22 protein-coding genes are annotated in these 22,491 nt (G+C 57.1%); 6 read left to right on the plus strand and 16 right to left on the minus strand.

Features of this window, described 5'->3' with window-relative positions; translation table 11 throughout:
* Positions 1–144 precede the first annotated feature (144 nt).
* Positions 145–3,261 (plus strand): multidrug efflux RND transporter permease AcrD, encoded by a 3,117-nt coding sequence (acrD, locus tag LC417_RS16995; protein ID WP_182500249.1) that lies wholly within the window; start codon positions 145–147, stop codon positions 3,259–3,261.
* A gap of 104 nt (positions 3,262–3,365) precedes the next feature.
* Here the strand turns inward: acrD and LC417_RS17000 are convergent, their stop codons facing one another.
* On the minus strand, positions 3,366–3,557 hold the full coding sequence (locus LC417_RS17000; RefSeq protein ID WP_010259981.1) for a hypothetical protein: 192 nt from the start codon (positions 3,555–3,557) through the stop codon (positions 3,366–3,368).
* A gap of 283 nt (positions 3,558–3,840) precedes the next feature.
* On the opposite strand from LC417_RS17000, the gene LC417_RS17005 reads away from it, so the two are divergent.
* The 3 genes from LC417_RS17005 to LC417_RS17015 are packed head-to-tail and all read left to right on the plus strand — an operon-like array spanning position 3,841 to position 5,549.
* Positions 3,841–4,209: an ArsC family reductase gene (locus LC417_RS17005; RefSeq protein ID WP_187492419.1), complete on the plus strand. Its 369-nt coding sequence runs from the start codon at positions 3,841–3,843 to the stop codon at positions 4,207–4,209.
* Between the two features lies 1 nt (position 4,210).
* Entirely contained in the window at positions 4,211–5,338 is a 1,128-nt protein-coding gene (dapE, locus tag LC417_RS17010; RefSeq protein ID WP_010671351.1) for a succinyl-diaminopimelate desuccinylase, read from the plus strand.
* A 22-nt stretch (positions 5,339–5,360) separates the two neighbouring features.
* On the plus strand, positions 5,361–5,549 hold the full coding sequence (locus LC417_RS17015) for a YpfN family protein (RefSeq protein ID WP_003848800.1): 189 nt from the start codon (positions 5,361–5,363) through the stop codon (positions 5,547–5,549).
* A gap of 93 nt (positions 5,550–5,642) precedes the next feature.
* Here LC417_RS17015 and ypfH read toward each other — a convergent pair whose 3' ends face one another.
* The 6 genes from ypfH to dapA form a co-directional block, all read right to left on the minus strand.
* On the minus strand, positions 5,643–6,323 hold the full coding sequence (ypfH, locus tag LC417_RS17020; protein WP_010259992.1) for an esterase: 681 nt from the start codon (positions 6,321–6,323) through the stop codon (positions 5,643–5,645).
* A 73-nt stretch (positions 6,324–6,396) separates the two neighbouring features.
* A complete protein-coding gene (locus tag LC417_RS17025; protein WP_223566171.1) occupies positions 6,397–8,397 on the minus strand; it encodes a tRNA(Met) cytidine acetyltransferase TmcA in 2,001 nt (666 codons plus the stop codon).
* Positions 8,397–9,263, minus strand: a complete 867-nt coding sequence (locus LC417_RS17030; protein ID WP_033778684.1) for a neutral zinc metallopeptidase — start codon at positions 9,261–9,263, stop codon at positions 8,397–8,399. Before LC417_RS17030 ends, LC417_RS17025 begins: the two co-directional genes overlap by 1 nt.
* A 130-nt stretch (positions 9,264–9,393) precedes the next feature.
* The gene (gene purC / locus LC417_RS17035) at positions 9,394–10,107 is read right to left on the minus strand and encodes a phosphoribosylaminoimidazolesuccinocarboxamide synthase (protein ID WP_010260002.1); all 714 of its coding nucleotides are present in this window, start codon (positions 10,105–10,107) and stop codon (positions 9,394–9,396) included.
* 145 nt (positions 10,108–10,252) lie between these two features.
* Complete coding sequence (gene bamC, locus LC417_RS17040) at positions 10,253–11,284, minus strand: outer membrane protein assembly factor BamC (protein WP_010260005.1); 1,032 nt, start codon at positions 11,282–11,284, stop codon at positions 10,253–10,255.
* A gap of 14 nt (positions 11,285–11,298) precedes the next feature.
* Positions 11,299–12,177, minus strand: a complete 879-nt coding sequence (gene dapA, locus LC417_RS17045) for a 4-hydroxy-tetrahydrodipicolinate synthase (RefSeq protein WP_010260008.1) — start codon at positions 12,175–12,177, stop codon at positions 11,299–11,301.
* 143 nt (positions 12,178–12,320) lie between these two features.
* On the opposite strand from dapA, the gene LC417_RS17050 reads away from it, so the two are divergent.
* A complete protein-coding gene (locus tag LC417_RS17050; RefSeq protein ID WP_010260011.1) occupies positions 12,321–12,902 on the plus strand; it encodes a glycine cleavage system transcriptional repressor in 582 nt (193 codons plus the stop codon).
* Between the two features lie 157 nt (positions 12,903–13,059).
* A complete protein-coding gene (gene bcp, locus LC417_RS17055) occupies positions 13,060–13,527 on the plus strand; it encodes a thioredoxin-dependent thiol peroxidase (RefSeq protein ID WP_010260016.1) in 468 nt (155 codons plus the stop codon).
* 99 nt (positions 13,528–13,626) lie between these two features.
* Here bcp and LC417_RS17060 read toward each other — a convergent pair whose 3' ends face one another.
* The 9 genes from LC417_RS17060 to LC417_RS17100 form a co-directional block, all read right to left on the minus strand.
* Positions 13,627–15,192 carry a sensor domain-containing diguanylate cyclase gene (locus LC417_RS17060; RefSeq protein WP_010260020.1) on the minus strand — a complete coding sequence of 522 codons (1,566 nt, stop codon included), beginning with the start codon at positions 15,190–15,192 and terminating at the stop codon, positions 13,627–13,629.
* Positions 15,193–15,353: 161 nt separating this feature from the next.
* A complete protein-coding gene (locus tag LC417_RS17065) occupies positions 15,354–16,184 on the minus strand; it encodes a phosphodiesterase (protein ID WP_223566172.1) in 831 nt (276 codons plus the stop codon).
* A gap of 10 nt (positions 16,185–16,194) precedes the next feature.
* The gene (locus LC417_RS17070; protein ID WP_223566173.1) at positions 16,195–17,178 is read right to left on the minus strand and encodes an ABC transporter ATP-binding protein; all 984 of its coding nucleotides are present in this window, start codon (positions 17,176–17,178) and stop codon (positions 16,195–16,197) included.
* Positions 17,175–17,990, minus strand: a complete 816-nt coding sequence (locus LC417_RS17075) for an ABC transporter permease (RefSeq protein WP_022624145.1) — start codon at positions 17,988–17,990, stop codon at positions 17,175–17,177. Before LC417_RS17075 ends, LC417_RS17070 begins: the two co-directional genes overlap by 4 nt.
* Positions 17,987–18,862, minus strand: a complete 876-nt coding sequence (locus LC417_RS17080) for an ABC transporter permease (RefSeq protein ID WP_045139763.1) — start codon at positions 18,860–18,862, stop codon at positions 17,987–17,989. Before LC417_RS17080 ends, LC417_RS17075 begins: the two co-directional genes overlap by 4 nt.
* On the minus strand, positions 18,862–19,884 hold the full coding sequence (locus LC417_RS17085) for an ABC transporter substrate-binding protein (protein ID WP_223566174.1): 1,023 nt from the start codon (positions 19,882–19,884) through the stop codon (positions 18,862–18,864). Before LC417_RS17085 ends, LC417_RS17080 begins: the two co-directional genes overlap by 1 nt.
* Positions 19,868–20,893 (minus strand): LacI family DNA-binding transcriptional regulator, encoded by a 1,026-nt coding sequence (locus LC417_RS17090; RefSeq protein ID WP_223566175.1) that lies wholly within the window; start codon positions 20,891–20,893, stop codon positions 19,868–19,870. The genes LC417_RS17085 and LC417_RS17090 overlap by 17 nt, the downstream gene beginning before the upstream one ends.
* A gap of 124 nt (positions 20,894–21,017) precedes the next feature.
* Positions 21,018–21,626: a DsrE family protein gene (locus LC417_RS17095; RefSeq protein ID WP_010671341.1), complete on the minus strand. Its 609-nt coding sequence runs from the start codon at positions 21,624–21,626 to the stop codon at positions 21,018–21,020.
* Positions 21,627–21,657: 31 nt separating this feature from the next.
* Positions 21,658–22,263, minus strand: coding sequence for a DsrE family protein (locus LC417_RS17100; RefSeq protein WP_223566176.1), 606 nt, complete (start codon positions 22,261–22,263; stop codon positions 21,658–21,660).
* Positions 22,264–22,491 lie beyond the last annotated feature (228 nt).

Genomic DNA, 22,491 nt, shown 5'->3' on the forward strand with positions numbered 1-22,491 from the left:
CAATTTCTCCACGATTTCCCCCGCTGCCGCACGTAGAGTAAACGGCGGCGGAGAAACGTGGCAAAGACCCGCCGAGTTTCCTGCCAGAGCGCCCGTTGCTGGTGGGCCTGACCAACGATAAAAGTAGTGAGGAGTGTCGATTTAATGTCGAATTTCTTTATCGACCGCCCTATCTTTGCCTGGGTTCTGGCGATTCTGCTGTGCCTGTGTGGCACGCTTTCGATTATTTCGCTGCCTATTGAACAGTACCCCGATCTGGCACCGCCCAACGTGCGCATCACCGCTAACTATCCGGGCGCATCCGCCCAGACGCTGGAAAACACCGTTACCCAGGTGATCGAGCAGAACATGACCGGCATCGATAATCTGATGTACATGTCCTCTAACAGCAGCAACACCGGCCAGGCACAGATCACCCTCACCTTTACCGCCGGGACCAATCCCGATGAAGCCCGTCAGCAGGTACAGAACCAGCTGCAATCCGCACTGCGAAAATTGCCACAGGCGGTGCAGTCGCAGGGTGTAACCGTCAATAAAACCGGTGACAGTAATATTCTGATGGTGGCATTCGTTTCAACCGACGGCAGCATGGATAAGCAGGATATTTCAGACTATGTCGCCAGTAATATTCAGGATCCGCTAAGCCGTATTGATGGCGTCGGCCAGGTTGACGCTTACGGCTCGCAATATGCGATGCGTATCTGGCTCGATCCCAATAAACTGATCGCCTATTCGCTGACCACGGAAGATGTGGTCAGTGCGATCCAGTCGCAGAACACCCAGGTTGCCGTGGGTCAGGTGGGTGGCCTGCCGTCGGTAGAGAAACAGGCGCTTAACGCTACGGTCAACGCCCAGTCGATGCTGCAGACCCCTGAGCAGTTCCGGGCGATTACCCTGAAGAACAATCCCGATGGTTCGGTGGTGACGCTGGGCGATGTCGCCAGCGTGGCGCTGGGCGCTGAGAAGTATGATTATCTGAGTCGTTACAACGGCCAGCCCGCGTCAGGCCTGGGGGTGAAGCTGGCATCCGGTGCCAACGAGATGAACACCGATAAGCTGGTGCGGGCGCGCATTGAGGAGCTGTCCCACTACTTCCCGCACGGTCTGGAAGCAAAAATCGCCTATGAAACATCCCCTTTCGTTAAAGCGTCAATCACAGATGTGGTGAAGACGTTGCTGGAGGCGATTGTGCTGGTATTTGGCGTGATGTACCTGTTTATGCAGAACTTCCGTGCCACCTTAATTCCTACTATTGCAGTGCCGGTGGTGCTGTTCGGCACCTTCAGCGTGCTCTATGCCTGCGGGTTCAGCATCAATACCCTGACCATGTTTGCCATGGTGCTGGCAATCGGGCTGCTGGTGGATGATGCCATCGTGGTGGTGGAAAACGTTGAACGTATCATGCATGAAGAGGGACTCTCGCCGCGTGCCGCCACCCGAAAATCGATGGGCCAGATTCAGGGCGCGCTGGTGGGTATCGCGCTGGTGCTCTCTGCGGTGTTTGTGCCGATGGCGTTTTTCGGCGGCACCGTCGGCGCCATCTACCGTCAGTTCTCAATTACCATTGTGTCGGCGATGGTGCTGTCGGTGCTGGTGGCGATGATCCTGACACCGGCGCTCTGTGCCACGCTGCTCAAACCCGTGGCGCAGGGCGAGCAGCCTGAGCGTCGCGGCTTCTTCGGCTGGTTCAATCGTCACTTTAATCGCAATGCTGACCGCTACGAGCGCGGGGTCGCGGGTATCCTGCGTAAGGGCGGTCGCTGGCTGCTGCTCTATCTCGGCATCATCGGCCTGATGGCCTTTCTGTTTCTGCGTCTGCCGACGTCGTTTCTGCCGCTGGAAGATCGCGGCGTATTCCTGACTCAGGTTCAGCTTCCGGCAGGCGCGACGCTTGAGCAAACTGCCAGCGTCGTCGCCAAAGTTGAAAACTATTATCTCACCGAGGAGAAGGCCAACGTGCTGTCGGTCTTCTCCACCATCGGCGCAGGTCCGGGCGGCAATGGACAAAACGTGGCGCGTCTGTTTGTGCGGCTGAAAGACTGGGAAGCGCGGCCCGGTTCCGATCGCACCTCGTTCGCGATTATCGATCGCGCGACGAAGGCATTCCAGAAGATCAAAGAGGGCCGGGTGATTGCCAGCAGCCCGCCAGCCATCACCGGCATGGGCAGCAGCTCCGGCTTTGACCTGCAACTGCAGGATCACGCGGGCGTCGGTCATACCCAACTGATGGCGATGCGTGACAAACTGCTGGAGATGGCGGGCAATGACAACGCGCTGTCGCGGGTACGGCACAATGGACTGGATGACAGCCCGCAGCTGCAGATCGATGTTGATGCACGTAAAGCGCAGGCGCTGGGCGTGTCGCTGGATACCATCAACGACACCCTGACCACCGCGTGGGGCTCCAGCTACGTGAATGACTTCCTGGATCGTGGCCGGGTGAAGAAGGTCTATGTGCAGGCTGCCGCTGAATTCCGCATGCTGCCAGACGACATCAACAAATGGTACGTGCGAAATAGCAGCGGCAAAATGGTGCCCTTCTCCGCGTTTGCCACCAGCCGCTGGGAGACCGGTTCCCCGCGTCTTGAACGCTACAACGGCTATTCATCGCTGGAGATTGTCGGCGAAGCGGCCAGTGGCGTCAGCAGTGGCACGGCGATGGATGAGATGGAAAAACTGGTTAATGCCCTGCCCCTGGGCGTCGGGTTCCAGTGGACCGGTGCCTCTTATCAGGAGCGGCTCTCCGGTTCGCAGGCACCGGCACTTTATGCGATTTCGCTGCTGGTGGTGTTCCTCTGCCTGGCCGCGCTGTATGAAAGCTGGTCGATCCCGTTCTCGGTGATGCTGGTGGTGCCGCTGGGCGTGGTCGGGGCGCTGATCGCCACCTGGATGCGTGGGCTGGAAAATGACGTCTATTTCCAGGTTGGCCTGCTGACGGTAGTGGGGTTATCCGCCAAAAACGCCATCCTGATTGTAGAATTTGCTAATGAGATCAACAGCCGTGGACGCGAGCTGGTGGAATCTACGCTGGAGGCATCGCGTCAGCGCCTGCGGCCGATTCTGATGACCTCGCTGGCCTTTATCTTTGGTGTACTGCCCATGGCGATCAGCAGCGGAGCGGGCTCCGGCAGCCAGCATGCCGTAGGAACCGGTGTGATGGGCGGAATGATCTCTGCCACACTGCTGGCGATCTTTTTTGTGCCGCTGTTCTTTGTACTGGTACGCCGCCGTTTCCCGCTCAAAGAGAAGCCGCTCGACTAAGTAGAGGCGCAAATAAAAAGCGGTCACTGATATCAGTGGCCGCCTTATTTCTGTGTGTGGTAAGAATTCCAGCAAGCGGGATTAACCTGCTTTTTCTTCGCGCGTTACTTGTTGCGTAACATCGCTTCGATAAATTCTTTCCAGGTTCCCATTTCGGTGTCAATCATAATGCCCTCTCTTATTGTGCTGGCAATGTTACGCTCTTTTTTTATACAGGTGAATACGTTTACACCTGTTATATCTATCGGCATACGCCATAAAAACATGAATGTTGCTGGTTTTGCAAGCTGACGCACACTTCAGCAACTCCTTAACCCCGTTGAAAATAATTTATTTTAAACCCAGCGGTAGACTATTTTATCAACATGGCGAAATTCCTAAGCTCTTATTGATAAGCAGGGTAATGGTTAGCTGCGAAATTGATAGCGTTTACCCGATGCCAGACGATGACTTCGCTGCCGTGCTCTATGGCCCGATTCCCGCGCCTGTGCAGATGCCGCAACGGATCACACTATGGTAAACTCGCACTTTGGCTGCTTTTTTCAGCTTCACTTCTCACAGGACAATAAGGATCGGGCAATGAGCACGCAGTGGGTGATGTTCGGGATTAAAAATTGCGACACCATAAAAAAAGCCCGGCGCTTTTTAACAGACGCAGGCGTTGACTATCACTTCCACGACTACCGTGCGGATGGCCTGAACGATGTCCTGCTGCAGGAGTTTATCGATGCACTGGGTTATCAGGCTCTGCTTAACACCCGGGGCACCACCTGGCGTAAATTGCCTGAGAGTGATCGCGACGCGGTTACCGATGCCAGCAGCGCCAAAGCGCTGATGCTGGCGCATCCCGCCATGATTAAGCGTCCGCTGTTGCGCGCCCCGGATGGCGCCCTGCTCGCCGGTTTCAGCGAAGCCACCTATCAGAATGCTATCCAGGAGAAGTCATAATATGTTTTGCCCGGTCATTGAGCTGACGCAGCAGCTTATTCGTCGCCCCTCTCTCAGCCCCGATGATGCCGGATGTCAGGCTCTGCTGATCGCCCGTCTTGAAGCCATTGGCTTTAAGATTGAAACGATGAACATCGACGACACCCTGAATTTCTGGGCCACCCGTGGCGAAGGTGAAACGCTGGCGTTTGCCGGTCACACCGATGTGGTGCCGCCTGGCGATGCCAGCCGCTGGATTAATCCGCCGTTTGAACCCACCATCCGCGACGGCATGCTGTTCGGTCGCGGCGCGGCCGACATGAAAGGATCGCTGGCGGCAATGGTGGTGGCTGCCGAACGTTTTGTTGCAGTGCGTCCCAATCACCGAGGGCGACTCGCCTTTATGATTACCTCTGATGAAGAGGCCAGCGGGGCCAACGGCACGGTTAAAGTGGTTGAGCGGCTGATGGCGCGCCGCGAACGGCTCGACTATTGCCTGGTCGGCGAGCCCTCCAGCACGGAAGTGGTAGGTGATGTGGTGAAAAATGGCCGTCGCGGCTCAATCACCGCTAACCTGATGGTGCATGGCGTGCAGGGCCACGTCGCCTATCCGCATCTGGCGGATAACCCGGTTCACCGGGCGATGCCCGCGCTGAACGAGCTGGTCGCGACCGAGTGGGATCAGGGGAATGAGTTCTTTCCGGCGACCAGCATGCAGATTGCCAACGTCCAGGCGGGCACCGGCAGTAACAATGTGATCCCCGGCGAGCTGTTTGTGCAGTTTAACTTCCGCTTCAGCACCGAACTCACCGATGAGATGATTCGTCAGCGGGTCGCAGAGCTGCTGGATCGTCACCAGTTGCGTTACACCATTGAGTGGAAACTCTCTGGCCAGCCCTTCCTGACCACGCGCGGTAAGCTGGTTGATGCCGTCGTGAAAGCTGTAGCGCACTATAATGAAATTAAGCCGCAGCTGCTGACCACGGGCGGAACCTCCGATGGCCGCTTTATTGCCCGGATGGGTGCACAGGTGGTGGAACTGGGGCCAGTGAATGCCACCATTCATAAAATCAATGAGTGTGTGAAAGCCTCCGACCTGCAGATGCTGAGCCGGATGTACCAACGCATCATGGAACAACTGATCGCCTGACGGCGGTTTTAAGGAGCAGCAAATGGAATTTATTAAAGATTACTGGTGGATCCTGGTGATCCTGCTGATGGTTGGCGTGCTGATGAACGTTTATAAAGATCTGAAACGCATCGATCATAAAAAATTTATGGATAACAAACCTGACCTGCCGCCGCATCGTGATTTCAACGATAAATGGGATGACGACGACAACTGGCCGAAGAAGAAGTAAACGAAAAAGCCCCTGCTATGCAGGGGCTTTTTTATGGTTCTTCACAAATTCAGCTCTCATCAGCGTTAAGATCGAGCTTGCGCAGGGGCTTCTTTACATCATCACGATAACGTCATCGTCACCCGGTTTTGCGCCGCTTAACGCCTCATCAAAGTAGCGTTTTGGCACCGTATAACGCAGATGATTCAGCGCCAGCTCCATGCTGCGGTGATCGATGGCGTGTTCCAGATCGTCAACGATATCCAGGGTAACATCGCCACCGCAGGCGGTCAGCCGATGCTCCGCCTGCTGCGCATGGTGCAGCGGGACCTGCTCATCATAATCACCGTGGATCAGGTGAATGGTGGTGCGGGTACTGGCCTTCTCCGGCAGGGTAATAAACCGGCCATTAAACACCACCGCGCGGCCCGCCAGATCCGGATGCGCCTTAACCCCTTCCAGCACCATACTGCCGCCCTGCGAAAAGCCGATTAAGGCTGTCGCTTCCGGCCGCACGCTGCTCTTTTTTTGCCAGTGACGCACAGACCCAACAAACTGCGGCATGGCCGCATCAACCCGCTGCTGGACGGTCTGATCGTGCAGATCGGTTTCGCCGAACCACTGACGACTCGCACCAGGCGAGCCGACGGACACCACCAGCGCGTCGGGAAACGTTCGGGCAAACCAGTTGCCAATCTCGCCCATTGAATCCGGGTTATCGCCAACGCCATGGTAGAGCAGAAACAGCTGTGCTGTGGTGGCAGGCTGTTGAACGATTACATATTTCAGTGTCATGTTGACCTCCTGTGTTCACTCTACGCCGCCTGGCATAAAATCATATGAGGATAATTTGAACCAGCTGGTCGAATTATTTCAACGGCAGGTGCAGCAAGGCTGCATCAACGCCCAGTGTCTGGAGGGCCGCTGCCGCCTGCTGACGCAGCGCTGCGACTAGCGCTTTGCGCCCACTCACTCCCGCCTGCTGGGCCAGTTCGCCCAGGGCTGTGGGTGTGGCCACCGCCGCAGCCAGCAGCGGTAAAGAGGCTGAACTGGCCTGCACCAGACGCTGCAACACCGGCAGGCTCGCTTCCAGTGGCCGCTGCGCCCAGGCAAAACCCGCCGCCAGACGAATATCCTGCGCGGTCAATCCGTCGTCAGTAACCTGATCAAACTGCAGTTCCAGTGCGATATGCTGGCGCAACAGCGGCCAGTCTCGCGCCAGCTGTTCTGCCGCGCGGTGTTGCAATGCCTCACCCGCAGCAGAACAGGGCAACATGGCCATCGCCGCGTAGCAGCCGCTGCTGGCTTCGCGCTGACTGCCAATCCGCACCAGGCTAAAGCCACAGGCGCGCCAGAACGCCCAGAGAGATTCAGTGTAGCCGAAGCTGACGGAGAGGTAGTCATATCCGGCTGCCGCACTGGCCGCTGCCGCAACCAGCTGCTGTCCGGTTCCCAGACGACGCCGCTCCGCCGCCACGGCAATACGGCTGATGCGCAGCGAGCGCAATGTCGCCGCCTCAGCCAGACCAGCGTGGGCTGCCAGCGACTGCGCCACCAGATTCCCGCGGGGTCGCCGGGTGCCCGCCCAGACCGCCTGTGCCAGTGCAGGTTCAAGACCGCCCTCTTCCACCAGCCAGAGCGCGCCCTGTAACGCCGGCGCGTCGCCGGCCCGCCACAGCTGCATGCCCGGAGCATCCAGCAGGCGGCGCAGATCAAGTGGCGAGGTACGATAGTGTGCACTGGTCAGCAGACGATACGCGGCCTCCAGCGCGCTGAAATCGTGGCGCTCAACATGATGAGGCGTTACAGGAGAATCGGGTGCGGTCGCGGCGGCATCGTCAAACAGCAGCGCCTGGTTCAGCCACTGCTCCAGCGGATCGAAACGCGACCAGCGCAGCGGCTCATCGAGCGTAAAATAGTGTGCATCAGGAAGCCCGGCGCAGAATTTAAGGATAAACCCGCGCCCGCTTCCTTCGTAGCCCTGTACGGTGGTGGTGAGCAATACGCGGGGATATCGACTGACCAGCGCCTGAAGCAGCGGTGCCGGGATCGCCGCCGCTTCATCCACAATCAGCCATTCCGCCTGCGGTGGCGTCTCCAGCGCCAGCAGCGCATCGGGTGCCATAAAGTGAAAAGCGTCAGCGGCGAAGGTGCTCAGCACCTCCGTTGAGGCTTTGGCCGGAGCCGTCACCAGACAATGTCCGTTCAATCGTACCAGCATACCCGCCAGCGCCGATTTACCGCGTCCGCGGGGCGCGGTCAGCACGGCAACCCCCGATGGCAGCCTCATCAGCTGATCGAGTATCGCCTGCTGCTGCTGCGGTGCCTGACAGTGCCACTGCGGCCAGTCCGGCTGCGCCGGAAACCGGCATGGCTGATGCTGCCGCTCCAGCAGCACCTGGTCATCCGCTAATATCAGCTGTTGCAGGTGGTGAACAAAATAAGGGGTGGCGATGGGTTCAGCGACATCGGCCCAGCGCAGGCTGTCGCTGTCAGGCTGCTGCGCCCACTGTTCCCAGGGCGGCACCAGCAGTAACAGCCAGCTACCGGCGGTGAGCGTGCCAGCCAGCGCAGCGAAAGCGTCGGCATGAAAGCCCTGACGAGCGTCAAACAGAGCATGACGAAATTCACGGCCAAGCAGTGTGCGCACCGCAGCAGGCTGTTTGTGCAGGACCGGCGTTTTATACTGACCCGGCCCTTTATCCGAAGCAGAGAACAGCGGTTCCGGGCTCAACGCCAGCCAGTCGCCGGTCAGCGTTTCACGCCACGCCGCAGCCCGTAGTAAACACCAGGCCGGGTCGCCGCTGATCACCGCCAGACGACGCACACCGGCCTGCTGCATAAGCTGCGTAAGAGGCTGCAGACTCATTAGTTGCTGGCGAAGGTGTTGCACTGTCCTGGATTGCCACCATCAAACCCGCGCTTGAACCAGGTGTAGCGCTGCTCAGACGTGCCGTGGGTGAAGCTGTCCGGCACTACGCGGCCCTGACCTTTCTGCTGCAGGCGGTCATCGCCAATTGCCTCGGCGGCATTCAGCGCTTCCTGCAGATCGCCCGCTTCAAGGATATTTTCCTGCTGCATATAGTGTCCCCAGACACCGGCAAAACAGTCCGCCTGCAGTTCCATTTTGACGGAGAGCTGATTAACCTGCGTCTGGCTGGCACCCTGCTGCATTTCACGCACTTTCGGTTCAATGCCCAGTAGTTTCTGGACATGGTGGCCAACTTCATGCGCGACGACGTAGCCCTGGGCGAAGTCACCGTCCGCGCCGAGTTTGGTTTTCATCTCGTCATAAAAAGAGAGGTCGATGTAGACGGTCTGATCGGCAGGACAGTAGAACGGCCCCATGACTGACTGTCCGGTACCACAGCCGGTGCGGGTTGCGCCGCGATACATCACCAGCTTCGGCGGCACATACTGTTTGTTCATCTGCTGGAACAGTTTGCCCCAGGTATCTTCCGTGGTGGCCAGAATCACCTTCGTGAATTTCGCAGCCTCATCATCATTGGCGCTGACGCTGCGCTGTTGCTGCTGGCTGGTCGGTGCAACTTCGCCGCCTGTCAGCAGTGCGGTCAGGTCGTAACCGTAATAACCCGCGATGGCCACGACAATCAGCAGCACAATACCGCCTTTACCGCGCGGCAGACGAATCTGGCGGCCTCCGCCGCCTAAACCGGACGATTGATCGCGACGGTCTTCTACATTGTCGCTTTCGCGACGCCCTTGCCAGCGCATGCTGTGTTCCCTCAGTCATTTTTTCAGATGGCATGATTTTAGTTGTGTGAAGCAGCAATCACCAGCTTTACCCTGAAATGAAAAAAGGAGAGCCGGGGCTCTCCTTTTTCTTTCTGCGCGGCAGGCAAACTCAGTCAAGCTTCACGCCCAGCCGCTGTGCAACCGCCTCATAGGCTTCCACCACGCCGCCCAGACTCTGGCGGAAACGGTCTTTATCCATTTTATCCAGCGTCTCTTTGTCCCACAGGCGCGCACCGTCTGGCGAAAACTCATCGCCCAGCGTCACTTCGCCGTTAAACAGACCAAACTCCAGTTTGAAGTCGACCAGAATCAGGCCCGCATCGTCGAACAGTTTGCTCAGCACCTCGTTGGCTTTAAAGGTCAGCTCCTGCATCCGCGCCAGGTTCTGTTTGCTGACCCAGCCAAAGGTTTCGCAGTAGGATTCATTGACCATCGGGTCATGCTTTGCATCATCTTTCAGGAAAAGATCAAACAGCGGCGGATTGAGCACAATGCCCTCTTCCACGCCCAGACGTTTTACCAGCGAGCCTGCGGCGCGGTTACGTACCACGCACTCTACCGGCACCATCTCCAGCTTCTTCACCAGCGCTTCAGTATCTGACAGCAGCGCTTCCATCTGGGTCGGGATACCCGCTTCCTGCAATTTAGTCATGATAAAATGGTTAAACTTGTTGTTAACCATTCCCTTGCGATCAAATTGCTCGATTCGGGCGCCATCACCTGCTGACGTATCGTTGCGGAATTCGAGTATCAGCAGATCCGGGTTATCGGTGCTGTATACGGTTTTCGCTTTACCGCGATACAACTCAGCTCGCTTTTGCATCTTGTTCACTCCAGACTTGAAATAACGGGTGTTCAGCGGCCAGTGCCGCTGCGGCGATTGCCTTGACGCAATCGTTTACTTCGCCGCGCGCTATTATGCCAAAAACAAAATAAAAAGGCCGGAGAATCTCCGGCCTGGGGCAACTTTATTTGTTCAGCGCCGCCTGGAACACGGCCACCAGCGCATCGTTCTGCGACTGGGTCAGCACATGCCCTTTCGGGTCGATGAATTGCAGACTGGTGCGGTTGTCGAGATCGCCGACCTGCACTTTGTAATCACCGTTTGGTAATTCCGGATCTTTCGCACCGACTGAATCCCAGTCGCTGCTGCTCAGTGACTTGTAGGTCACCTTCATGCTGCCGGTTGAGCGGGTCGTGTCAGTCACTTCCATCCCGACGCGTTTCATTGCATCAGGCAGACGCTGCCATGCCACGTTGTATGGCGTACGCAGGATCAGCAGTGGCAGGCCGGTATCATCTGCACCGCTCTGCACATCAATGGCCCCATTCACCCGACCAGAGGCCGCGTTTTCACTCGCCGTATCAATCTTGTCCATACCGGTGCTGATGTCATTCAGCATCTGCGCGGTGTAACGCTGGATCTGCACAGGTGAGGTAATGGTTTTACCATCCTGCTGCAGCTCCAGCAGACGAACGGTTAACTGCTGCTGATAGCTCTGCGACTGCACGCTGATCTGGTAGCGGCCACGATACTGCTGATCTTCATCAGCACGGTTCCACTGCACCCAGTCCGTCGTCAGCTGCTGGCCTGCGTCATTACGGGAAGCAATCGGGAATTTGTAAGACTGCACCACGTTGACGACCTGCGACCAGACTGAGCCGCGGCTGTTATCAATCATCAGCGCGCCGGTATTGTTGCTGAACTGTGCGCGGGTGCCGTTCATCAGCGCCAGCGGCTGGGCTGGCGGACGGATGTCGAGCTGCTTGCCGGTGGGTGCCTGACTGGTCGTGCGCGGCACGTCGAAATCACCACGCTGCACCGGCAGGATCATTCCGGCAGGCGCTTTCAGTTCATTTAACTGACTGGCTTCAAGATAAGATTCGTCACCGCTGACCTGGCGCTTATAACGCTGATCGCTTGAACAGGCCGACAACAGCATCAGGGTAGAAAGCCCCACCACTGTGGCTACTGTTGACCGCTTTACTGAGTAATTCATTCAAACTCCCTAAATTATCGCAAACCCGCTTTCACCAGCGCCTGCTCCACTTTCGGCTGGCCGGCTGCAGTCAGTGGCGTCATTGGCAGACGCAGCGTGTCGTTAGCGATTAATCCTAGCTGTTTCGCAGCCCATTTCACCGGGATAGGATTGGGTTCACAGAAAAGCGTCTGGTGCAGATGCATCAGACGCTGATTCAGGCGGCGTGCCTCGACGAAATTGCCCTGCTGTGCGAGTTGACACAGTTCGACCATTTCGCGCGCAGCCACGTTGGCCGTCACCGAAATAACGCCTTTGCCGCCCAGTTGCATAAAGTCCAGCGCAGTCGCGTCATCGCCACTCACCAGAATGAAATCTTCATTAACCAGCTCTTGGATCTGACTAACCCGCGATAAGTTCCCGGTTGCCTCTTTGATTCCGATAATATTTTTGATTTCGGCCAGGCGGGCAACGGTTTCCGGCAGCATGTCACAACCGGTACGCGAAGGAACGTTATACAGCATCTGTGGCAGGCTGGTGCTATTCGCAATCGCTTTAAAGTGCTGGAACAGCCCTTCCTGCGTCGGACGGTTATAATATGGGGTCACGGTCAGGCAACCCACAACGCCGGAATTTTCAAAACGCTTAGTCAGAGAGATGCCTTCAGCAGTGGCGTTTGCCCCGGTTCCGGCAATCACCGGAATACGGCCATCGGCCAGCTCCAGGGTCAGCATCACCACATCACCATGTTCTTCATGGCTCAGGGTAGCAGATTCGCCTGTGGTGCCGACGGAAACGATCGCCGCGGTGCCGCTGGCGACGTGATAATCAATCAGTTTTTTCAGACTCGACCGGCAGACATTACCGCTGTCATCCATTGGCGTAACGAGTGCAACAATACTTCCCGTAAACATTGGCGATCCCCTCGACAAACAAGTGCTTCATGGTACGTTTTACACTTAGGGAAAAGCAAGCCAGCCACGCCATTCCCGCGCTTGTCAGCAGTTTTTTTTATGTTTACCTTATGGTTATTAGCGAAAGCAGAGGAAAAGCCATTTTGCCGCAATCTCAGCCCCATCATCTGGTGATCACCGCGCTCGGTGTTGACCGTCCGGGTATCGTCAACACCATTACCCGACACGTCAGCAGCTGCGGTTGCAATATTGAAGATAGCCGTCTTGCCATGCTTGGGGATGAGTTCACCTTTATCATGCTGCTGTCGGGCAGCTGGAACGCGATCACACTGATTGAATCGACCCTGCCACTGAAAGGGGCAGAGCTGGAACTGCTGATCGTCATGAAGCGCACCAATGCCCGGCTCCGTCCGCCGATGCCCGACACCGCGTTCATTCAGGTTGAGGTGGCTGATTCGCCGCATATTATTGAACGCTTTACCGATCTTATCGATAAGCATCAGATGAATGTGGCCGAACTGGTGTCGCGCATCACGCCAGCGCAACACAATTTGCCCCCTACGCTCTATATTCAAATGACCGCTCACAGTCCGACGCGAACCAGTGGCACCCCGTTTGAGCAGGCGTTTAATACCCTGTGTCAGGAGCTGAATGCTCAGGGAACGCTGCGCCTTTACAGTGTGTCAGATGCCGACAGCAGCGAATCTGTCAGCGCGGTACGCTAAGCTTTGGTCAATTAACCGGAGTTATTTCTCCACATTACTGCCACTGAAAGGTGACCGGCTATGTGGTGAAATACCCCCTGATGGTAATTTTCCCTCTGGCCGTTTCTGACCGGATGGTGTATTACCCACAGCCTGAATAAGAAAATGGAGAGATGTAATGAATCCACTGAAAGCCGGAGATACTGCACCCGCATTTAGCCTGCCCGATCAGGACGGCGAACACGTGAATCTGACCGACTTCCAGGGACAGCGCGTTCTGGTGTACTTTTACCCGAAAGCGATGACACCAGGCTGCACCGTGCAGGCGTGCGGTCTGCGTGACAACATGGATGAGTTGAAAAAAGCGGGCGTGGAAGTGCTGGGCATCAGCACCGACAAACCGGAAAAACTGTCAAAGTTTGTCGAAAAAGAGCTGCTGAACTTTACCCTGCTCTCCGATGAAAACCATGAAGTCTGCCAGGCGTTTGGCGTCTGGGGTGAAAAAACGTTTATGGGGAAAACCTATGACGGCATTCATCGCATCAGCTTCCTGATAGATGCCGAGGGCAGGATCGAAAAAGTGTTTGATAACTTCAAGACCTCGAATCACCACGACATGGTGCTGGATTACGTCAAGTCAGCCTGATGTTGAGGGGCGCGGTAGCCTTAACGCCGCGCCCTGCTTAGCTGCCTCTTCCCCACCCATTTTTATCCTGCCGTTGCGAAACACTGTGAGTTAACGCGATTACGCGGCGGCCACGATAACGCAGTTGCGCCCGGCATTTTTCGCCTCATAGAGTGCCGCATCCGCCTGTTTTAAACTGCCTTCCAGCCCGACATCCTGCGAACCATTCCATGCCGCGACGCCGATAGACAAGGTAATGCGTCCCACGTCGGTGAGCCAGGCTTCTGCAATGCCCAGGCGCACGCGCTCGGCGATAATCTGCGCCTCATCCAGCGCCGTTCCCGGCAGCAGCATCAGAAACTCCTCTCCGCCGTTGCGGCACACCACATCAGACTGACGGGCGCTGGCACGCAGCGTGCTCGCCACCTGCTGAATCACCCGGTCGCCCACATCGTGGCCCCAGCTATCGTTGACGTTTTTAAAGTGATCGATATCCAGCGCCAGCACCGAGAAAGGCTGACGTAGCGTGCGGTAGTACTCCAGTACCGCATTAAGACCACGCCGATTCAGCAACTGAGTCAGGGGGTCGGTCTGGGCTTCCGAACTCAGACGACCGATTTTGTCCTGCACCAGTCCGATGCCGGTGAGTAGCGCGCGCTTGACCTGCGCCGCCTCAAAATACCAGGCACTGATGCCGCCAATCTCTTTTGATACGCCCTGCGCATCCATACGGCTGGCTTTGCGGGCCAGCTGGAACAGTGGTCGGGCAATCAGCCGTGCCAGCCCTAACGCAACCAGCAGGGTCAGCAGTGCGAACGGCACCGAGTTTTTCAGGACTTTCATTAACAGGCCTGAAAGCGGGTTCAGCGTGACGTTAATCGGCTTCAGCGCTACCACCGTCCAGCCGGTAGTCGGGACGACGGCATAGCCCGCCAGCTGCGTCGACTCACCTGCACCCGCAAGCATCAGCGAGCCATTGGTCTGCTCGTCACGCGGACTGACGATGGCGGGCAGAACTTTACCAATCAGCTGACGATTCTGGTGATACAACACCTCATTATTACTGTCGAGCACATAGACCGTGGTGCCATCACGGTAGAATTGTTCACCCAGTAGCGCATTCAGAATGCTTTTTTTCTTCAGATAGATCGTGCCGCCGATGTAGCCCAGATAGTCGCCATCGGGACTCCAGATTGGCCAGGAGACAAACACCAGCAGATTATTGGCTGCAGAAAGGGTCGGTTTACTGATGATCGGCTGCCGCAGCGTCAGCGCTTCGCGGGAGGCGTCGCTGGTGACACGCATCCCTTTCAGCGTCAGGGATTCGGGCGAGATCGCTTTGATCGCGCCCTGCTCATCCACCACGGCCACCGAGTTGAAACTGGTAGTCTGCTCACGCAGACGATTGACTTCGCTATTCAGCAGTCCTTCATTATTAAAGTCACGGCTTAGCTGATTGGCGCTGTAGTGCAACTGTGACTGCGCCAGCTGGAAGAAAATTTCACTGGTTGAGGCCAGCTTGGCGGCATAGGCCCGGTTAGCCTCAAGCGTGGTGTCAATCAGCACCTGGCGCTGCACCCGCCAGGTGGCGTAGAGCGTATTCGCGAGCGTGATAACAATGCTGACAATCACCAGCAGGGCGATCAGATTGCGCAAGTCGGCCTTGGGCCGAAAGAGCTTTAACATGGCGTCGCCGCCCCGGAGAAGAGTGTCATGTCGTGAATGCCTGATTATTTTTTTAATGTGTGCCAGAAGCCCTGATAGCCGGGCTTAAGTCTACACTGTGTCGGCATTTTTGAGCAGCATTAAGACAAATATCACCCCGCTTAATACAGATTTAGCTGGCACTAATCGATTAACCCCTGACTATCGTAAAATGGCCAGGGTCCCGAAAAGTGGCCAATCGCGCACTGATGCGTGACCATTCCCTGCATTGGCTGCCAGCAATGGAGCAAAAAGCCGGGCGGCTCCAGAATAAAGTGAGCCGGCCCCTCCGGGTGCAGATCCAGAACCACCTGATGCGACACGCCTGGTGCGACACAGGCCAGGGTTCCGGCAAAGCGGGTCTGCAGGCTGCGATGCAGATGACCACAAAGCACCCGCTCAACCTGCGGATGGCGGGCAATGATCGCCTCAAGTGCCTCAGGATGGCGTAACCGTTGCCGATCCATATGCGCAATGCCACAGGCAAAAGGGGGATGATGCAGCATCACCAGCGTGGGCTGATCCGCGGCCTCGCGCAGTGCCTGATCCAGCCATTGCAACTGCTGCTCATCCACCTCCCCCCACGGCTGTTGCGGTACGCTGGAGTCCAGGGCCAGCAGCCTGACGCCGCCCACACTAAGCTGCCAGTTCAGGGTTGGTCCCGCCTGCAGGTAGGTGTGATCCGGGAAGGCAGCACGCAGTGCCTCGCGATCGTCGTGATTGCCCGCCATCAGATAAAAGGGCAACTGGAGGCGCTGCAGGGCTTCGCGCAGCGTCTGATACTCTTCCGGCCTGCCAAAATCGACCAGGTCGCCGGTAATCACCACCACATCGGGGCGCGGCTGCAGCGCGTTAAGGGTATCGATAACCTGCAGTAAAGCGGCATGGGTATCGACCTGTTTATAAGAGAGACGACCAAAAGCCTTGATATGCAGATCGCTGATTTGCGCGATGACTGTGGGTTGAACAGACACAACAGACTCCTTAGCAACTAAATTCCAGCGCGGCCTGGCGGGTCAGCGACCAGCTGATGCGCTGTCCCGCCTGCCAGATTTCGCGGGCATGACGCTCGACCTGAATGGGGTTATCCAGCCCAATATCGATCAGTAAGCGCTGCGAGGCGCCAAGAAACGTACTGCCCACCACCACACCGCGCTGGGCATAGCGGGTGTCGTCGGCCAGCAACACATCTTCCGGGCGGCAAAAACGCAGGGGATGACCGTCGGGATCGTGCGCAATGCAGTTTATGGCGCCCACAAAATCCGCCACAAAGCGGGAGGCCGGGCGCTGATAAATTCCCTGCGGAGTATCGAGCTGCACCAGACGGCCCTGCTCCATCACCGCGATGCGATCGCCCAGCGCCATCGCCTCCTGCTGATCGTGGGTGACGTAAACCGCGGTGATCGCCAGCCGCTTGAGCAGCGCGCCGATCTCCAGCCGCAGCCGATCGCGCAGCCTGGCGTCAAGCGCCGCCAGCGGCTCATCGAACAACAGAACTTTAGGCCGGGCAGCCAGCGCACGTGCCAGCGCCACCCGCTGCTTCTGCCCGCCAGACAATTTATCAATCGCCCGGTGGGACAGATGTGTCAGGTCAACCAGTGCCAGCATCTCCGCGACCCGCGCATCACGCTCGGCATGTGGCACGCCCTGTACCTTCAGACCATAGGCGACGTTCTGCGCCACGTTGAGCGTCGGGAACAGCGCGTAGTTCTGAAACACCATGCCAACATTGCGTTTCTCAATCGGCAGCGCGGTGACGTTACGCTTGTCAAACCAGATCTCTCCCGGGGGATCGCTGCTATCCAGACCGCTGATAATACGCAGCAGCGTGGTTTTGCCACAGCCTGACGGCCCCAGCAATACCAGTGTTTCACCGGCGTGAACCCGCAGGTCGAGCGGATGCAGCGCGACCTGCTGATTAAAGCGACGCGAGCAGTGGCTCAGCGTCACGTTGACGGCCTCATTCATACGGTTTCCTCTCTCTGCTGCCGCGAAGATTGCCGTTCCAGCCAGTGATTACAGGCGTTGAGCAACAGCAGCAGCGGTAAAATCATCATAATAAAGATCAGGGTATAGGCGGACCCGACTTCCAGCCGCATCGAGGTGTAGCTGTCGGCCAGACCGACCGGCAGGGTTTTGGTCAGTGGCGTGTGCAGCATCCAGGTAATGTTGAACTCCCCCACCGACAGGGTGATCACCATAAATGCGCCCGCCAGAATGCCGTTGCGGCAGTTCGGGACGACCACGGTAAAGAAGCGGCGCCAGAAGCCTGCCCCCAGGCTGGCGGCAGCTTCTTCAAGGCGCGGCAGATCAATCGCCTGCATCACCGACAGCACCGGTCGGATCATAAAGGGCAAGGTAAAGAGCACATGGCCGATAAGGATGAAGAGCCAGCTGTCGCGCAACGCGCTGAACTGACCATAAAGCAGAATGATGCCCAGTGCGGTGGCCAGGCCCGGCAATGCGACTGGCAGCATCAGGCACTCCTCAATGCGGCTGGCCCAGCGTGACGGTGATTTCAGTAAGCCCCAGGCGGCCGGCACGCCAGCGATAACCGTCACCGCCAGACAACTCAGAGCGATCAGCAGCGACAGCCAGAAGGTGTCGGCATACATCTGCCACACCTGTTCCACCCACTTCAGCGTCAGGCCGCTGCGCAGGCCAGTGAAATAGTTCTGCGTGACGCCCGCCAGCATCGAGAGCACAACCGGCACAATCATAAACAGCGCGGTGAGGCTGGTGATCACCACCTGCAGCCAGAACAGCCCCCGGCGTTTCATGTCTTCTCCTTACGGCGGGCAGCCAGTCCGTTCGCCAGCATCAGCGCCAGCCAGGCCACCGCCCCCATCACCACCGAAAGCGCCGCTGCGGTGGCAAAGTTGGCGTAATTAGTGAACTCACCATAAATGGTCAGCGGCAGCACCGCGAGCTCTGTGCCAAGGGTAAATGCGGTGCCAAAGGCGCCCATGCTGGTGGCGAAACAGAGCGCGCCGCAGGAGAGCAGCGCCGGTTTCAGGCCAGGAATGATGACGTCAATGATGATGCGCCACTGGCTGGCACCCAGCGATCGGGCGGCCTCTTCCAGCGAACGGTCCAGCTTTTCACTGGCCGCCACCAGCGTCACGATGGCGCGCGGCAGCGAAAAATAGAGATAGCCAATAAATAAACCGCTGAGCGAATAAGCAAGGACCCAGCGTTCATGAAACAGACTGAGACTGAGTTGCGCCAGAACACCCTGACGCCCCGCCAGCATGACCATCAGAAATCCCACCACCACGCCCGGAAAGGCCAGCGGAAAGGTCAGCAGCGCCAGCAGCGTGCCTCGCCCGGTAAAGCGCTGCCGTGCCAGAAAGCAGCCCACCACCGCAGCAATCAGCAGCGTCACCAGCGTGACCGCTGCCGAGAGCAGCACGGTATTCAGCAGGCTTTGCAGATATTGCGGCTGGCTGATTACCGTCCAGTAGCCGCTGTGGTGAGTTGTACGATCTTCCGTCATACCGATCTGCAACAGACGAGCAAACGGCAACAGCCAGAAGGCAGCAAAGAACAGCAGCGCAGGCAGCAGCATCCACGGCCAGTTTGCCCCCAGCGGCCGAAGGCGGTGGCGAACTGAGTCGCCAGCAGCAAACGGATTGATCTCTGAGAGTGACATCAGCGGATCTCGTTCAGATAACGGGCGGAGAAGCTCTTCTGCGCGTCGGCCATCTGCTGATAATCCACCGTGTGAGCGCGCGCATAGTCGCTGTCAGGCAGAAAATATTTCTTCGCTTCGGGTGACATCGCCCCCGCCCGGACCGGACGCAGCCAGGCATTAGCCCAGATCGCCTGACCGGCATCTGACAGCACGAAATCGATCACTTTCTTACCGTTGGCCGGATGCGGCGCATTTTTCACCAGGCTGATGACGTAAGGCACCGTGACCGTCCCCTCGCTGGGGATCACAAATTCCACATTGGCGTGATCTTTGTAGCGGGCGCGATAGGCGTTGAAGTCGTAGTCGATCAGAATCGGGATTTCGCCTGAAATCAGCCGGGCATAGGCGGTCTGCTTAGGCACAATCGGCTGGTTGCGTTGCAGTGCTTTGAACCAGTTGATGGCCGGGGTGAAATCATGAAGACTGCCGCCTTTCGCCTGGTTCACCGCGACGGCTGCAACGTAGCCCACAAAGGCGCTGGCCGGATCAAGATAACCCACCATGCCTTTATATTCCGGCTTCAGCAGATCATCCCAGGAACGCGGCACCGGCGCGCCACCCAGCGCATCAACATTGACCATAAAACCCATGGTACCGGAGTGCAGCGCTACCCACTTGCCAGCAGGATCTTTCATGCCTGCCGGGATCTGATCCCAGTTTGCCGGTTTGTAAGCGCTGACCACGTCTGTACTGACTGCCTGAATGCCGAAGCTGACGCCGTAATAGACCACGTCGGCGACCGGATTGCTTTTCTCGGCGACCAGCTGCGCCAGCGCCTGACCCGAATTTTTATTGTCCTGCGGCACATGAATGCCCGTCGTTTTTTCGATCGCCTGGAGCTGTGTCGCCCAGTCGGCCCACTCTGGCGGGCAGTTGTAGCAGATAGCATTTTCAGCCGCCTGCGCCCACGATGAGGCAAGCGTGCATCCGGCCAGCAGCGCAGCGCTGGCGATAGGTTTGAAGTTAACGGTGAGTGACATGATGTTCCCCTGAAAAAGAGCCATGAAATGCCGGGGCGACACTCTCCCCGAGACGTAAATGATGTGCCAGCAGATGGGTTTTACCGCCGACGGGATTCAGAAGCAGGTCAATAGCGCGCGCGCCCATTAGCGCAATCGGCTGCACCACGCTGGCCAGTGAAGGTGAAAGCTGTTCGCCCAGCTCAATGCCATCGAAGCCGATCACGGAGAGCTGATTCGGTACGCTGACGCCGGCACGCGCAGCGGCGCCCAGCAGGCTGATAGCCAGCAGATCGTTACTGCAAATCACCGCCGTCAGCGGCAAAGGTGCATTAATCAGCGGCAGCAACAGATGGAAATCGGACTGGATATGGCTGGGCATCTCAATCATCGCCTGCGGCGTCAGACCGGCCTGCTGCATGGCATCGCAGTAGCCGAGATAGCGCAGACGGGCGCGGTCAGATTGCTGCATAGGACCCGCAGCCATCACGATGTGGCGGTGGCCCAGTGACACCAGATGGGCGGTCGCTTCGGCAATGGCTTTGCGGTTATCTACGCACAGCGCGGGCCATTCGTGCTGTTGCGGAACGTTGTGGGTCAGCACGAAGGGCATCTTCGCCGCCGCCAGTGTCGGCAGCAGCGCACTGCTGTCGGCATCTGCCACCGTCAGTACCAGACCGGCGACACGCTGGTGCAGCATATGTTCGACAATGGCCGCTTCCCGCTCAGCCTGATAGTCACTGGTTGCTACCAGCAGCCCATATCCCGCCAGACGAGCCTGCTGCTCCATCGCCTGTAACTGCATGGCAAAAACCGGATTGAGCAGTGAAGGCAACAGGACGCCAAGCGTGGTGGAGTGCTGGGTGCGGAGCTGACGGGCAATATGATTTGGACGGAAACCGATCTGTTCCGAGGCGGCAAGCACCTTTTGCAGCGTGCCCGGTTTTAGCAGATGAGGGTCAGAAAAGGCGCGTGCGGCGGTTGCGCGGGAGACCCCTGCCAGTCTGGCTACGCTGATTAAATCGGTCATAACTGCCTCGTGTATTGTCGATGAGATCGATCTCATTGCGACAACACTAGCGGCGTTCTATGACAGGGGCATCACAGGAATTTGACGGGCAGGTGACAGCGGCAGTGACGCCGCTGTGAGGGAATTAAAGCATCAGGAAGGCGTAACCGCTGTTTTCCAGGGTCGCAACGGTGGTGCCGCTGGAGATGGTGTGAGTGACCATCGGGTCGATCCAGTTGCGCTCAAGCTGATGAAACGCCACTGACTGATCGCAGATAGTGACCTGAACGCCCGCTTTTTTCAGTTCGCTGATCAGCTTCAGGTTCGGGTTATCGACGCCGTAGGCTTTGCTGAACTGGTCATTATTCAGCGCTGATGAAACCGCGTCGCCGTTAATTGATACCACAAATTTCAGCTGGTCGAGTGGCACACCTGCCGCATAATAGAGGTTGGTGACGCGCGCTACGCGCTCCAGACCGAGATTCGGCTTACGAATATCCCCTTCACTGCGGTTGATCTGAAATACTATTTTATTACTCAGGCCCGCTGTCGTACCGGGTTTAAATGCAGGCGTATCGACATAATGTATTTTGCCGTAGCCTTCAATCGCTGGCGTACTCCAGAAATCAGCAGGTTCGGATTTATTATCCGCCATTTTTCCGCTGACCTTATCGAATAATTCCGGCAACTGTAAAACATTGCCTCCGATAAATCCCGCTACGGCTGCCATCACCACTAAAGCTGCTGGACGCATTAACTCTTCTCCCGATCGTTTAAAACATTAATTACATTGCCAGCCACGCGTATCCCTGGTTTTGCAGGGTTGATACGGTGGTCGGACTGGAAAGCGCATGGACTACAGATTTATCAATCCAGTTATTGGGATAGTGATGGAATGCCACGGACTGATCGCAGACCGAGACTTTCACTCCCGCCTGATTCAGCTCATTAATCAGCTTCAGGTTTGGATTTTCGGTGCCATAAAACTTTTTAAAATGGGCATTATCCAGCATGGCGGGCGTCGCATCGCCGGTGACCGAAACGACAAACTTCAGCTGATCGGCCGGAATGCCGGAGGCGATATATAAATTCACCACGCGCGCCACACGCTCCAGTCCCAGATTGGGCGCGGTCATCGCGCCATCGCTTCGGGTAATCTGGAAAACAATTTTATTGCTCAGGCCTGCCACCGGTTTAAACGCGGCGTCGGGCTCATAATGAATTTTGCCGTAACCTTCAATCGCCGGTGTACTCCAGAATCCCGGGGCTTCCTGTGGCTCGGTTGCAAAATGGCGTGTCACTTTGTCATAAATCTCGCCACTCTGTGTGACAGCCGCGCCAACGACTCCGCCAATAATGGCGATTAACGCGTATGAAACAACTGAACGCATAACACTTCTCTCCGGCAAATAATGGCTGGCAGATTCAGGACTGAATCAGGTCGGCTATCTATATCACAGCGCAGGCATAATTCTCGCCTGCGTAAATTCAGGTCAGCGCGCGGTTGATAACCGCTGAAATTATTCACCTTCCGTATTAATCGAAAAGTTTCATTAGGAGAAAAAAAAGGTCTTAATCAGAATGGACCTGACTCTTTAAGCTTTTTTCCCTTCCTGTGA

The sequence above is a fragment of the Pantoea sp. OVA07A genome (assembly GCF_019969975.1).
GTDB lineage: Bacteria > Pseudomonadota > Gammaproteobacteria > Enterobacterales > Enterobacteriaceae > Pantoea > Pantoea agglomerans.

What these genes read in the sequence shown, in the direction of transcription:
- LC417_RS17030 (WP_033778684.1), bottom strand. Translation starts at nt 9,263, where the DNA reads ATGCGCTGGCAAGGGCGTCGCGAAAGCGACAATGTAGAAGACCGTCGC.
- LC417_RS17085 (WP_223566174.1), bottom strand. Translation starts at nt 19,884, where the DNA reads ATGTCACTCACCGTTAACTTCAAACCTATCGCCAGCGCTGCGCTGCTG.
- bcp (WP_010260016.1), top strand. Translation starts at nt 13,060, where the DNA reads ATGAATCCACTGAAAGCCGGAGATACTGCACCCGCATTTAGCCTGCCC.
- LC417_RS17025 (WP_223566171.1), bottom strand. Translation starts at nt 8,397, where the DNA reads ATGAGTCTGCAGCCTCTTACGCAGCTTATGCAGCAGGCCGGTGTGCGT.
- purC (WP_010260002.1), bottom strand. Translation starts at nt 10,107, where the DNA reads ATGCAAAAGCGAGCTGAGTTGTATCGCGGTAAAGCGAAAACCGTATAC.
- LC417_RS17015 (WP_003848800.1), top strand. Translation starts at nt 5,361, where the DNA reads ATGGAATTTATTAAAGATTACTGGTGGATCCTGGTGATCCTGCTGATG.
- LC417_RS17060 (WP_010260020.1), bottom strand. Translation starts at nt 15,192, where the DNA reads ATGTTAAAGCTCTTTCGGCCCAAGGCCGACTTGCGCAATCTGATCGCC.
- dapE (WP_010671351.1), top strand. Translation starts at nt 4,211, where the DNA reads ATGTTTTGCCCGGTCATTGAGCTGACGCAGCAGCTTATTCGTCGCCCC.
- LC417_RS17090 (WP_223566175.1), bottom strand. Translation starts at nt 20,893, where the DNA reads ATGACCGATTTAATCAGCGTAGCCAGACTGGCAGGGGTCTCCCGCGCA.
- acrD (WP_182500249.1), top strand. Translation starts at nt 145, where the DNA reads ATGTCGAATTTCTTTATCGACCGCCCTATCTTTGCCTGGGTTCTGGCG.
- dapA (WP_010260008.1), bottom strand. Translation starts at nt 12,177, where the DNA reads ATGTTTACGGGAAGTATTGTTGCACTCGTTACGCCAATGGATGACAGC.
- LC417_RS17095 (WP_010671341.1), bottom strand. Translation starts at nt 21,626, where the DNA reads ATGCGTCCAGCAGCTTTAGTGGTGATGGCAGCCGTAGCGGGATTTATC.
- LC417_RS17100 (WP_223566176.1), bottom strand. Translation starts at nt 22,263, where the DNA reads ATGCGTTCAGTTGTTTCATACGCGTTAATCGCCATTATTGGCGGAGTC.
- LC417_RS17080 (WP_045139763.1), bottom strand. Translation starts at nt 18,862, where the DNA reads ATGTCACTCTCAGAGATCAATCCGTTTGCTGCTGGCGACTCAGTTCGC.
- ypfH (WP_010259992.1), bottom strand. Translation starts at nt 6,323, where the DNA reads ATGACACTGAAATATGTAATCGTTCAACAGCCTGCCACCACAGCACAG.
- LC417_RS17075 (WP_022624145.1), bottom strand. Translation starts at nt 17,990, where the DNA reads ATGAAACGCCGGGGGCTGTTCTGGCTGCAGGTGGTGATCACCAGCCTC.
- bamC (WP_010260005.1), bottom strand. Translation starts at nt 11,284, where the DNA reads ATGAATTACTCAGTAAAGCGGTCAACAGTAGCCACAGTGGTGGGGCTT.
- LC417_RS17005 (WP_187492419.1), top strand. Translation starts at nt 3,841, where the DNA reads ATGAGCACGCAGTGGGTGATGTTCGGGATTAAAAATTGCGACACCATA.
- LC417_RS17070 (WP_223566173.1), bottom strand. Translation starts at nt 17,178, where the DNA reads ATGAATGAGGCCGTCAACGTGACGCTGAGCCACTGCTCGCGTCGCTTT.